Raw genomic sequence first — 12,486 nt, 5'->3', positions numbered from 1 at the left:
GGCACCATGGCTTCATCTTAGACGCCGCAGCAGGCGGCGCCACATTGCCGGTACAGCATTTCAAGCCAGCGCCGCCGGCACCTTGCAGCGGGCGGGCGCTGGTTCAATTATTCGACAAGTGGCCCCGGGCCGGGCCACAGCACAGCGCTGCTCGCGGACCGGGCTCGGGCGGGTGTCAGCGGTTGCGACCCAATCTTTCGTGGGCGTTGACCCACTCGTTCTGGCGGGTTTCCTTGTCGACGCGGGTGGCGGCGCCCAGCGACAATTCGCCTGCGACCACCAGCCCGGCGGCAATTTCCGCCAGCTTCAGGGCCTTGCCCTTGCCGTGGCAGTCCATGATCTCCAGGCATTCGCGCTGTGTCGGCAGGTTGGTGCCGCCGCCGTAGGTGGCGAGTATCAGGGCGGGCAGGGTGATGGAAAAGAAATAATCGCCTTCGCGGGTCACCCGGGTGTAGACGGTGCACTGGTTGGACTCGCCGATATTGGCGATATCCTGGCCGGTGGCCAGGTACAGGGCGGCGAGACCGTTGGCGGGGTGGGCGGCGTTGTTGGATGAGTGGGTGAGGAAAGAGGCGATGGTGGTGATGCCCCAGCCGTAGTGCATGGCTTCCGGGGTAATCCGCAGGTTGGCCTGCAGCACGTCGCGGGGGACGGTGATCTCCGCGGTGACCCGGCGCCCGCGGCCTTTCAGCGAGTTCACGGAGGAAGTGCGTTTCTCGGTGTCGAAGTTACCGGACAGCAGGTAGTGGCGCATCTTCGGGAACTGCTCGCGGATCCACTCGCAGGCGAAGAAGGTCGCCTTGCTGGTCATGTTCTGGCCAGCGGCGTCGCCAGTGCTGTAGTCGAAGCGGGTAAACACCATGTTGTGGGCAATATAGTGCTCAATTTCGTTGAGCTTGCCTATTGAGGTTGTGCTCTCTGCCACCTCCTTGATGGCGGCGAAGTTCTCTACCAGCCATTCGTTGAAATCGCGGGCATCGCGGGCATCCCTGAACACGAAACAAGGCGCGCGCTGCATGGCCTCGCCGCAGACCGTGGTCTTCACGCCACCACTTTCGCGGATCACTTTCATGCCGCGGTTGTAGCTGGCCAGCATGGTGCCCTCGACAGTAGCCATCGGCACATAGAACTCGCCCCTGGCGTGCTCGCCGTCGATCAGCAGCGGACCGGCCAGGCCGACAGGGACCTGGACGGCGCCGAACATGTTCTCGATGTTGCCGGCCATCACCTCGGGTTCGAAGGAGTACTCGCGGGTGTGGTGCAGCTTCGCCGGCGTTTTCGCCTCGATGAAGGCCTGGCGTTCGGCGATGATATCGCGGCTGTAGTCGTTGTCGTTGCTGCGTGGGATCCTGTTATTGGTCATGGCATGGCCCTCGGAAAATCATGCAGAGTAGGAAAAACGCTGTTCTGGCGCAAGCGAGGCGCGAGAGCCCGGTTGCGGCAGTCGGGCGATGACAGCGCCGGGCTCAGGCGGTGGATTGCTCCAGGTGCTGCTCAATGACCCGCAGAAAATCACGCCCATACTTGTCGCGTTTGCGTTCGCCCACGCCGCTGAGGCGGCCAAAGGCATCGATGTCGCGCGGCAGCAGGGCGCACATCTCCTGCAGGGTGCGGTCGTGGAAAATGATGTAGGGCGGTATGCCCTGGGTTTCCGCCAGCGCCCGTCGGCACTCGCGCAGAGCCTCCCAGAGGGTGACGTCGACTTCGTCAGGCAGGGGCTGGCGGGTCTGCTGGCGGGTTGTCTTGCGGGCAATGTCCTTGCGCAGTTGCAGGGTCTGCTCGCCCTTGAGCAGGGCGCGGCACTTGTCCTGCAGGCGCAGGGCGCCAAAACGTTCCAGGTCCGCGGTCAGGTAGCCTCCTGCCACCAGTTGCCGGAATACCGAACGCCACTGGTGGTTGTCCAATGCCTTGCCGACGCCGAAAGTAGGCAGGCAGTGGTGGTCGTACTGGAAAATGCGATCATTCTCGATCCCGCGCAGGACTTCGATCAGGTGGTTGACGCCGAAGCGCTGGCCGGTGCGATAGACTGCGCTCAGGGCCATGCGGGCTGCCTCGGTGCCATCCCAGGTGGGCACCGGCTCCAGGCAGGTGTCACAGTTGCCGCAGGGTGCGGGCAGGTCATCGCCGAAGTAGTGCAGCAGGGCCTGGCGTCTGCAGCTGGTAATTTCGCAGAGGCCGAGCATGGCGTTGAGTCGCTGCTGCTCAGCACGCTTGTGCTCGGCGCTGCCCTCGGAGCTGTCCATCATCTGGCGCAGCTTCAGGACATCCTGCAGTCCGTAGACCAGCCAGGCGTCCGCGGGCAGGCCATCGCGACCGGCGCGACCGGTTTCCTGGTAATAGGCTTCAATGGTCTTGGGCAGGTCCAGGTGGGCGACGAAGCGCACATCCGGCTTGTCGATACCCATGCCGAAGGCGATGGTGGCGACCATGATCACCGCGTCCTCGCGCAGAAAGCGGGACTGGTGGCTGCTGCGCAGGGCCGCCGGCAGGCCGGCGTGGTAGGGCAGGGCGTTGTACCCTTCCTGCTGCAACCAGAGCGCGGTTTCCTCCACTTTCTTGCGCGACAGGCAGTAGACGATGCCGGCATCCCGCGGGTGCTCCGCTTTCAGGAAGCCGAGCAGCTGCTGCTTCGGGTTCTGCTTCAGCGCAATGCGATAGCGGATGTTGGGCCGGTCGAAGCCGGCAATGAATTTCTCCGCGTCCTCCAGGTCCAGCCGGGTGATGATCTCCTGGCGGGTGCGGGCATCCGCAGTGGCGGTGAGCGCTATGCGCGGCACCGCGGGGAAGCGTTCGTGCAGGAGGCTCAGCTGCAGGTAGTCGGCGCGAAAATCGTGGCCCCACTGGGATACGCAGTGGGCTTCGTCGATGGCGAACAGGGCAATGTCCGCACGTTCCAGCAGCGCCAGCATGCGGCCCTGCACCAATCGTTCGGGGGCGATATAGAGCAGATCCAGCTGCCCCTGCACCAGGGCCTGTTCCACGCCCTGGGCGGTGGCCGGGTCGAGGCTGGAGTTGAGATAGGCGGCGCGCACGCCAAGCTCCCGCAGGGCATCCACCTGGTCCTGCATCAGGGCGATGAGTGGCGAAATGACGATGCCACAGCCGGGGCGCACCAGTGCCGGCACCTGGTAGCAGAGGGATTTGCCGCCGCCTGTCGGCATCAGCACCAGGGCGTCCTGGCCATCGACCAGGCGCTGGACGACTGATTCCTGCAGGGGACGAAAGGCGGGATAACCGAAAACGGTCTGGAGTACAGTGAGGGCAGAAGTCATGGCCGGGGAGTATACCTCAGGCCAGCCCTCGATCCGTTGGTCTTCTCAGTGCAATAGCGCCGCGATGAGTTCGTTGCGCAGCTCGCGGGGGTCTATTACCCGGTCAAAGGCCATGGCATCGGCTCCGGCCCAGGCGCCACTCTGGTGGGCGGCAAGTGCCTCGGTGGTGCCGCTATCGGCGCCAGTGGCCGCTGCTGCACCCAGGGCCGGGATCCCGCCCAGACTGACGCCGGGCAGGGCCAGGCTCACCACTTGCCGATCCCAGGGATTCATGCCCATGACCGAGCTGCCGAAGCCGAAGGCCTTGCGCAGAGTGACAACCACCTTGTGTCCGTGGTAGTGGCGCTGGGCCCGGAACATGTTGGCCGCGGCACGCAGTACGCCGGAACGTTCTGCGACGGGACCCGGCATTACCCCGGGGTTGTCTATCAGGGAGACCAGCGGCAGGCTGAAACGGTGGGCCAGGTCGATAAAATGGCAGGCCTTGTCTGCAGCCTGGCGGGTGATGGCTCCCGCCTCGACGGCTGGCTGGTTGGCGATCAGCAGACAGCTGCGGCCGCCGATGCGGGCGAGGGCGGCAATAAGGGTGCGGCCGTACTCTGGCTGCAGCTCCAGCAGGCTGCCGCTATCCACCAGTTCCGCCAGCACCCGGCGCATGTCGTAGGGTTGGGCTACGGCCGGAGGTATGATGTCCAGCAGGGCGTCCACCGGGCGCGGCGCCGCTGCGGCTGGATCCGCGCCGGTACCCGCGGTGTTGCCGGGCTCCGCCAGCAGCCCCAGGAAGCGCCGCGCCAGGCTGAAACACTCGGCTTCGCTGCTGCAGCGCTGGTGGGCGACGCCGCTGTCGCGGGTGTGTAGCAGGGCAGAGCCCAGCGCTTCGGCGCTGGTGTCGATACCCATGGCGGCCTTGACCAGCGGCGGGCCGGCGCTGAACAGGGAGCTGCCCTCGGCCATGATCACCAGGTCGGCGAACATGGCCGCAAGCGCACCGTGGCCGGCGGAAGTGCCCAGTACAATGGCGACAATGGGTGCCCGACCCTGCAGGTCGGCGAGCAGCTGCAGGTCGCCGGTGGCATGGGGATAGCGCTCGTCCTGATTGCTGGCCCGTTCGCCGGCGCCGTCCAGCAACACCAGCAATGGATAGCCTTGTTCCAGTGCCAGTCGCACAAGGCGCGCCCGCTTGGCTGCGTTGGGATGGCCAATGGAACCGCCCTGGACTGTAAAATCCTCCGCCAGAATGACGCCGGTCCTGCCGTCAATACGCAGGGTCCCGGCGACCAGGCCGTCAGCGGGCACGGCCGGCCGTCCGGCCGGGTGCTGGCCGCCCGCCAGAGCGCCGTACTCGCGGAAGCTGCCGGGGTCGGCCAGGGCGGCAACACGTTCCCGTGCGGTGAGTCGTCCGCGCTGATGCTGGCGAGTGATGCGTTCCTCTCCGCCCATGGCGGTGGCACTGTCCTGGCGCTTGCGCAACTCGGCCAGCAAGGCATCCCAGTGGCTGCGGTATCCGCTCATGGCTGCGCCTATGCTGCCGAGGAGGCCTGCGTCAGTGGTGCCTCCAGGCCAAACGCGGCCCACTCCGGTTCCGCCATGCAGGCGGTGAAGCGGGCGAAATTCCACGGCCAGCTTGAGGGAATGCCCTCGGCATCCAGATACCAGCTGACACAGCCTCCGCGGTACCAGACCGTGTTCTTGGCCGCCGCGATGCGCTCGGTTTCGAAGGTCTCCATGGCCTCGAAGCTGGGGGCGATTTCCGTGCAGTCCCCTGCTCGCAGCCGCGCCATCAGCTGGGCGATATAGCCCCACTGGTGCTCGGCGATGTCAATCAGCGAGAAGTTGCCGACCGGCCCGTTGGGGCCGTTGAGCATGAACAGGTTCGGAAAGTCAGGCATGGTCGCCGCCAGGTAGGCCTTGGGGCGATCGGCCCAGAAGTCTTCCAGGGTCGTCCCGTTGCGACCATTGATGCTCATCGGGCGCATGAAATGGTCGGCGTGGAAGCCGGTGGCATAGACGATCACATCCAGTTCGTGCAGTTCCCCGTCTTCGGTGCGGATGCCCCGCGGCTCGATCCGCTGGATGCCATTGCGCACCAGCCGGCACTGCGGGTGCTGGATTGCCTGGTAGTAATCGGGTGAGAAAATCAGGCGCTTGCACAGGGGCGCGTGGTCGGGCCGCAGTTGCTCCCGCAGATCCGGGTCGGTTACGGACTGTTCCAGGTTGTCGAGACAGGCTTGGGCCATGGCTTTGGCGGTCTCTGATTCCATGTCGGTAATGGCCTGGGTATAGGCCTCGACGGCGGCCATGTACTCCTCCACGTTCATCGCTTCGGCCAGTGCCTCCGGGTCCTGGAAGGCAGCCCGCTCCTCCACGCTGAAGACCCCGTTTTCCACCGGCATGATCCACTGCGGCGTACGCTGGTAGTGCTCCAGCAGCGCCGCCTTGCCGGCGAGCGCCGAGATGATCTGGACCCCGGTGGAGCCGTTGCCGATGATGCCGATGCGCTTGCCCTCCAGAGCCACGCTGTGGTCCCAGCGGGCGCTGTGGAACAGCTCGCCGCGGAAGCTTTCCGCCCCGGCGATGTTCGGATAGCGGGGGTGGTGGAGGACACCGGTGGCGGCGATGAGGATGTCGGCGCTGTCGCGGTGGCCGCTGCTGAATTCCACCTCCCAGCGGCCCTCGCGATAGTCCGCCCGGGTGGCTTCCTCACCGAAGCGGGTCAGCTTGTCGACACCGTACTTGCCGGCAGTGCGCTCGAAATAGGCCTGGATTTCCGGGCCCGGCGGCAGGTGCCGGCTCCAGTCCGGATTGCGTTCGAAACTGTAGGTATAAAAGTGGGAGGGCACGTCGCAGGTCAGGCCTGGATAGGTATTGTCGCGCCAGGTCCCGCCGACCCGGTCTGCCTTTTCGTAGAGGGTGATGTCGGTATGGCCCTCTTCCTGCAGGCGGATGCCGGCAAGAATACCGGCCATGCCGGCGCCGAGAACGATGATACGGGGTTGGCTGGCAGACATTGATCTGGCTCCTGGTTGCGGTGAACAGGGCGACAGCTTACGGGACCTCACGGGTTTCAAGCATAGCAATTATGTTCAATAACAGGGCAATATTGTTAGAATTGCCCGACCCGGAGCCCAGGTGTACAGCCCCTTGAACCAGCCAACCCGACAGCGCGCTCCCGGACTGAGTGAGCAGGATGCGCCCGCAGCCACCAGCGCGACCTATGCCCCGCTGGTCGCCCTGTTGCTGACGGAACTGGAATCCTGCGGCCAGGCCGACGGCCTGCGCCAGCCGCCGCTTACCCTGGCGGGATTCACCCGCTGGTATCTCGAGGTGGTGCAGCGTCTCGAAGCGCATCTCGCCGGGGGGGACAACCATGCGCCGATGGCGCGGCAGGAGGTGGAGCTGATGTGCCGCTGCGCGCTCTCGGCCGCTGATCTGCGCGAGGTCATTCTGATCTGCGAGCGTTTTGCCCGCATGTTGCATCCGCGTGCGGGGCTGGTCCGCCTGGAGATCACGGGCGCGCGGGCCAGTTTTCGGCTGGATTCCCTGCGCGGCCAGCCGAGTACCGCCGGCAGCCTGGTGGATATCACCGGACTGTTTGCCTTCCTGCAACTGTTCCAGTGGCTCCTCGGGCGGGAACTGCCACTGCAACAGGTGCGTATCGGTCCCATCCGGCGCCAGGATGTGTTGCCGTTCCTGCGCCTGTTCCGCGCCCCGGTGCTCGCCGGCGGAGACGATTATGCGCTGGATTTCGATGCCGCGGCGCTGGCCCTGCCGGTGGTGCGCAGCCCCGGTGAGTTCAGTGCGTTCTTTCACAGTTTTCCCTGTGCCGTCTTCGGTGCCCGTGCCCACAGCCTGCCGGACCAGGTCGGCGCACTTCTGGCCGCCGCGCTGCGCCACGGCACGCCGCTACCGGGTCAGGCACAGCTGGCGCGGGACCTGGGGCTGCCGCTCTCCACATTCCGGCGGCGCCTGCGGCAGGGGGGCTGCAGTTACCGCGTGCTGCGGGAAGCCGCGCTGCGCAATGCAGCCTGTGAAGCACTGTCAGAGCCCGGGCGTCGTATTGGCGATATTGCTGCCAGCCTTGGTTTTGCCGACAGCGGCACGTTTCGTCGCGCTTTCGTGCAGTGGTTCGGCATGGCGCCGGGCAGGTGGCGGGAGCGGGTACTCGGGGCCGGCGAAAATAAACATTGACGGATTGTCGAACGGCTGTATACTCTGACCCTGCTTGAACGTTTTACACCTATTTATGTATACCATTTCGAAGTCACGCAGTTAGTACCTCGTCCCTGATTTCATAAGTAATTGCATACCTCAAGCCCGACCGCCTTCCCCGGAAGGTTCTATCTATACCTGAAATACAGGAACGTAACATGGCTACCAGCACCGGCACCGTAAAATGGTTTAACGAAACAAAAGGCTTTGGCTTCATTGAGCAGGAATCAGGCCCGGACGTGTTTGCGCACTTCAGCGCGATCTCCGGTTCAGGCTTCAAGACTCTGATCGAAGGCCAGAAAGTTGAGTTCAACGTCACACAGGGCCAGAAAGGCCCGCAGGCAGAAAACATCGTCGTCGTCTAAGACGCCGCAGTTTTCTGACAAGGCCCCCCGGTGGAGACACCGCGGGGCTTTTTTTGTGTCCGCAGTTCCGGTGGCATGGTTCAACATGCTTTCCCCGCCAGTTTGCGCGCGGAGAGTCACCTCATTATGGTGAGGCTTGATTCGCGCCGGGGGCAGCATGGCTACACTTACCTCGAACCAACCTCATCACCCAGCCTGGCGTCGCCTGGCACTGAGCCACATTTGCTGCTTTGGTTTGCTGATGCTGGTGGCGCTGCTACCGCCCTTGTTGCCGCAGGCCGTGGCCGAGGAAAGCTACAGCGAGCAGCGTTCCCCCTGCAATGATCATCAACCATCGCGGCGGCCATTCTTTGGCGACCTGCACGTCCATACCCGTTATTCCCTGGATGCCAGCACCCAGGGCACCCGCACCTCGCCGGCAGATGCCTACCGTTTTGCCCGGGGCGAGCGTATTGGCATCCAGCCCTGGGACGAGTCCGGCCAGCCCGCGCGCAGCCTGCAGCTGCGCCGGCCGCTGGATTTCGCCATGGTGTCCGACCACGCCGAGCTGATCGGCGAGGTGCACATGTGTACCGATCCGCAAGTCTCCGGCTATCGCAGCTGGCAGTGCCGCTTCTATCGGGCCTGGCCCCGCGGCGCCTACTACCTGTTCAATTACATGGCGGCCATGCGCGCCTCCCACCTGGGCATGTGCGGCGACGATGGTGAGCGCTGCTTGACCGCGGCCCTGGCGCCCTGGCAGGAGATGCAGGACGCTGCCGAAAGTCACTACGACCGCTCCAGCGACTGCAGCTTTACCACCTTTGTCGGCTATGAGTGGACCGGCGTACAGGCGCAGTCCGGTGGCAACCTGCATCGCAATGTGGTGTTTCGTAATGGTGTCGTGCCGGTGCTGCCGGCGAGCTATATCGACGCACCCGGGGAGACCCTGTTGTGGGATGCCCTGGAGTCAGAATGTATCGATGCCGACGGTGACTGTGACGTCCTGGTGATTCCCCACAACTCGAACCTCAGCGCAGGCCACATGTTCAGCGAGCAACTGGCCGATGGCAGGCCAGTGGATGCGGCCTACGCCCGGCGGCGCCAGCGCATGGAGCCGCTGGCGGAAATCATGCAGCACAAGGGCGCATCGGAGTGCTTCTTTGCCCCCGACATCAGCCGCGATGAGCTGTGTGCGTTCGAGCAGTTGCCGCGGGACAACATTGCCGGTTTCAGTAACCCTCCCACTGCGAGGACCGGTTTCCTGCGGGAAACCTGGCAGCAGGGCCTGGCGCTGGAGGCCGCGCTGGGTACCAACCCGTTCCGCTTTGGCGTTATCGCCAGCACGGACACCCATCTGGGGGCCCCGGGTGCGGTGGAGGAAGATCGTTTCCCGGGTCACGGCGGTGCCGGGGTGCCGGCACTGAAGGCCGTGCCGCCCGGACTGCCCGACAAGCTCGAGTACAACCCCGGTGGCCTCGCCGTGGTCTGGGCCGAGGAAAATTCCCGCGATGCCCTGTTCGCCGCCATGCAGCGGCGGGAGGCCTATGGCACCAGTGGCCCACGAATTGTCACCCGTCTGTTTGCCGGCTGGAATCTCGACCCCGGGCTGTGTACAGCGCCAGATCAGATCGAGCGCGCCTACGCCACTGCGGTGCCTATGGGTTCGGAACTGGGGCCGGCGCCGGCCGGCAGCGCCCTGCGCCTGCTGGTGGCAGCGCAGCAGGATGCGGGCACCCGCGACAGTCCCGGCATGCCGCTGCAGAAAATCCAGGTGATCAAGGGCTGGCTGGACAGTGACGGCAACAACCGCGAAAAAGTGGTGGATGTCGTCGGCGATACGGTCACTCGTGGCAGCGTCGACCTGGGCACCTGCGCCACCGCCGGCGCCGGCCACAGCCGGCTCTGCAAAGTCTGGGAAGACCCGGATTTTGATCCAACCCAGCGCGCATTTTATTACACCCGGGTAGTGGAGAATCCCAGCTGCCGCTGGAGTCAGCGCCAGTGCCTGGCTGGAGGTGTCGACTGCGAGCGGCCGGAGACCATCGGCAAGGGCTTCGAAGGCTGCTGCGCGGCCGGGCACCGGCCGCTGGTGCAGGAGCGCGCCTGGACCTCACCGGTCTGGTATCAGCCCTAGGGAACCTCTGATTCAGAGGTTCCCTAGCACCTCTTGTGCATAGGCGAGCGCCTCGGTCGCGGCGACCCGGGTGCGGTAGCCCTCAAGGAATAGCTTGCCGGCCACGGTGCCGTCCGGCGCCACCACGATCATCCCGGGGTGGGGGATGCCGTAGTGCTCGTCGCCCGGACCGTAGTCCTCGTGCAGAATCCCGAGGGTCTTGAAGCTGAGCGCTTCCACATCCGCCAGCAGGGGTATGCTGATCCCGTGCTGGCGGGCAAACGCCGCCTGCTCTGCCGGACTGTCGTAGGTGATCGCCACCAGGCCGATACCGGCAGCGTCGAAGTCTGCCTTGTACGCCTGCAGCTGGCGCAGTTCCGCCATGCAGTAGGGGCACCAGACCAGGGATCGGCTCGCTACCAGCACCGTGCCGCGAGGGCCCGCGAAGCTGTCGAGCAACCTGATTTCCCGATCTTCGTGCAGGGCCCTCAGGCCAGGGAAATGCGAACCGACTGCCGGCCCCAGCGATTGCTGTGGCTGCCTGGCCGAGACAAACATGTCTGCGGTGAGCTGTTCCACCACGGCATCCCGCAGGGGCCCACGCACGCTGTAGAGGGCGCCGGCGGCAACCATCACGACGGCGGTGACGATGATGAGAAAGCGTTGCACGTGTGCGCTCCTGTGGTCGCTGTTGGCGAGAGTGTAGCGTCAATGGTCTCGCCGTGCTGGCATGCATGACGTCCAGGGATGACTTGTCGGCTGCCGCGTGTTCCAAGTAAGCTCGTGTGTTTGGCAGCGGCTGCCCCCTGGAACCCCTTGCATGATCGACCAGCTTCTGATTTCCGGCCTGTTCCTGTGGCTGCTGGGTTGCCTTATTTTCAGCGACTGGGCGGCATCGAAAATTTTTCTCGGGACTATGCTGGCGGCCTATTTCCTGGGCCTGGTGGAAACGTCACAGGTGCTGGAAAAGGCATCCAATTCCGGCCTGATTACACTGATCCTGTTGCTGCTGGTATCCATAGGGCTGGAGAAGCTGTCCTGGCTCAACAGTCTCTCGGGGCGGCTGATTTCTCCCAGCTATACCCTCAGCCTGCTGCGACTGGGTGGGGTCACCGCGGTGTTCTCCGCCTTCGTCAACAATACGGCAGTGGTGGCTACCCTGGCCACGACCGTGCGCGCCAATCGCCATCATCCGGCCTCACGCCTGCTGATACCCCTGTCCTATGCGGCGATACTCGGCGGCACCATGACGCTGATCGGGACCTCGACCAACCTGATCGTCAGCAGCTTTCTTGAAGACGCGACCGGCAAGGGGCTGGCCTTTTTCGACTTTTTCCTCATTGGCGCGGCGGCGGTTGTCGTGGGGCTGCTGGTGCTGTTGCTGTCCGCGCGCTTGCTGCCCCGCGCCAGTGCCGAGAAGATGCAGGTGGCAGAATACGTGGTCGAGGTGGAGGTGGGCCCCGGGTCCAGCCTGATTGGCAGGAGTATTGCCGACAATCGCCTGCGCGACCTCGATGCCCTGTTCCTGGTTGAAATCGTTCGAGATGAACACCTGATTTCGCCGGTGGCCCCCACCGAATTTATCGAAGCCGGAGACAAATTGATCTTCTCCGGCGACATCACCCAGGTCGCCGCGCTGGACGCTTTCGATGGCCTGCACCTGTTTGCGGTCGAGGAGGGATTGCTGCGGGAAAACATGATGGAAGTCATTGTCATGCCCAACGCGTCGATCGAGGGCAAGACCATCAAGGAGTCCGGCTTCCGCTCCCTCTTTGACGCCGCAGTGGTCGGTATGCGCCGGGGAGGCAAGCGCCTGTCGGGCAAGCTCGGCAATATCACCATACAGGCCGGCGACAACCTGATGCTGGCAACCGGCCCGGATTTCAACGAGCGCAAGAACCTCGACAAGAACTTTGTGGTGGTGGATGACGCGGTTGCCGGTTCCAATACCACAGCCCTGCAGAACTGGTGTGTGAGCCTGCTGCTTGCGGGTGTCGTGCTGCTGGCGGCGCTGGAAGTTGTGCCCCTGATCAAGGGGCTGGCTCTGCTGTTGGTGTGCATGCTGGGGCTGCGCCTGGTGCGCGGCTCCGAGTTGCGCCGGCGTTTTCCGTTCGAGATCTGGCTGGTCATTGCCTCCGCCCTGACCCTGTCCCAGGCCCTGACCAATACCGGTCTGGTGGCCACCCTGGCCCTGACACTGGAGGACAATCTCGTTGCCGTCGGCCCCTGGGTGGCCATGGCCGGAATCTACCTGGCTACGTTGCTGCTTACCGAGCTGATGACCAACAATGCCGCCGCCGCCCTCAGTTTCCCGATTGCGTTTGGGCTGGCCGAGAGCCTGGGGGTGAGCCCGATGCCCTTCGTGATGGCGGTCGCCTACGGGGCCAGCGCGAGTTTCCTGACCCCGTATGGCTACACCACCAACCTCATGGTGCAGAACCTCGGTGGCTACAGCATGCGGGACTATTTCCGCAGCGGCCTGCCGGTGTCCATCGGCTATTCGGCGGTGGTGCTGTGGCTGCTGCCGCGGGTGTTTCCCTTCTAG

9 protein-coding genes are annotated in these 12,486 nt (G+C 64.5%); 4 read left to right on the top strand and 5 right to left on the bottom strand.

Annotated elements, in window-relative coordinates:
* Positions 1 to 175: 175 nt before the first annotated feature.
* The 4 genes from RLO07_RS04255 to RLO07_RS04240 all read right to left on the bottom strand — a co-directional run bounded on the left by RLO07_RS04255 (position 176) and on the right by RLO07_RS04240 (position 6,280).
* Positions 176 to 1,363 (bottom strand): hydroxymethylglutaryl-CoA reductase, encoded by a 1,188-nt coding sequence (locus tag RLO07_RS04255; protein WP_462290889.1) that lies wholly within the window; start codon positions 1,361 to 1,363, stop codon positions 176 to 178.
* A gap of 103 nt (positions 1,364 to 1,466) precedes the next feature.
* Entirely contained in the window at positions 1,467 to 3,272 is a 1,806-nt protein-coding gene (gene recQ / locus RLO07_RS04250; protein WP_462290888.1) for a DNA helicase RecQ, read from the bottom strand.
* Between the two features lie 45 nt (positions 3,273 to 3,317).
* A complete protein-coding gene (locus RLO07_RS04245) occupies positions 3,318 to 4,784 on the bottom strand; it encodes an acyl-CoA carboxylase subunit beta (RefSeq protein WP_462290887.1) in 1,467 nt (488 codons plus the stop codon).
* A gap of 8 nt (positions 4,785 to 4,792) precedes the next feature.
* Positions 4,793 to 6,280: a flavin-containing monooxygenase gene (locus RLO07_RS04240; protein ID WP_462290886.1), complete on the bottom strand. Its 1,488-nt coding sequence runs from the start codon at positions 6,278 to 6,280 to the stop codon at positions 4,793 to 4,795.
* 133 nt (positions 6,281 to 6,413) lie between these two features.
* Between RLO07_RS04240 and RLO07_RS04235 the strand changes: the two genes are divergently transcribed.
* The 3 genes from RLO07_RS04235 to RLO07_RS04225 all read left to right on the top strand — a co-directional run bounded on the left by RLO07_RS04235 (position 6,414) and on the right by RLO07_RS04225 (position 9,962).
* Positions 6,414 to 7,460 carry an AraC family transcriptional regulator gene (locus RLO07_RS04235; protein ID WP_462290885.1) on the top strand — a complete coding sequence of 349 codons (1,047 nt, stop codon included), beginning with the start codon at positions 6,414 to 6,416 and terminating at the stop codon, positions 7,458 to 7,460.
* Between the two features lie 179 nt (positions 7,461 to 7,639).
* On the top strand, positions 7,640 to 7,846 hold the full coding sequence (locus RLO07_RS04230) for a cold-shock protein (protein ID WP_304704655.1): 207 nt from the start codon (positions 7,640 to 7,642) through the stop codon (positions 7,844 to 7,846).
* Between the two features lie 157 nt (positions 7,847 to 8,003).
* The gene (locus RLO07_RS04225) at positions 8,004 to 9,962 is read left to right on the top strand and encodes a DUF3604 domain-containing protein (protein WP_462290884.1); all 1,959 of its coding nucleotides are present in this window, start codon (positions 8,004 to 8,006) and stop codon (positions 9,960 to 9,962) included.
* 12 nt (positions 9,963 to 9,974) lie between these two features.
* Here the strand turns inward: RLO07_RS04225 and RLO07_RS04220 are convergent, their stop codons facing one another.
* Complete coding sequence (locus RLO07_RS04220; protein WP_462290883.1) at positions 9,975 to 10,610, bottom strand: peroxiredoxin family protein; 636 nt, start codon at positions 10,608 to 10,610, stop codon at positions 9,975 to 9,977.
* A gap of 151 nt (positions 10,611 to 10,761) precedes the next feature.
* On the opposite strand from RLO07_RS04220, the gene RLO07_RS04215 reads away from it, so the two are divergent.
* Positions 10,762 to 12,486: an SLC13 family permease gene (locus tag RLO07_RS04215; RefSeq protein ID WP_462290882.1), complete on the top strand. Its 1,725-nt coding sequence runs from the start codon at positions 10,762 to 10,764 to the stop codon at positions 12,484 to 12,486.

The organism is Haliea sp., assembly GCF_040221975.1.
In the GTDB taxonomy this organism is placed as follows: domain Bacteria; phylum Pseudomonadota; class Gammaproteobacteria; order Pseudomonadales; family Halieaceae; genus Haliea.
The sequence above is the reverse complement of the archived record's forward strand: the minus strand, read 5'-3'. Positions and strand labels throughout refer to the sequence as shown.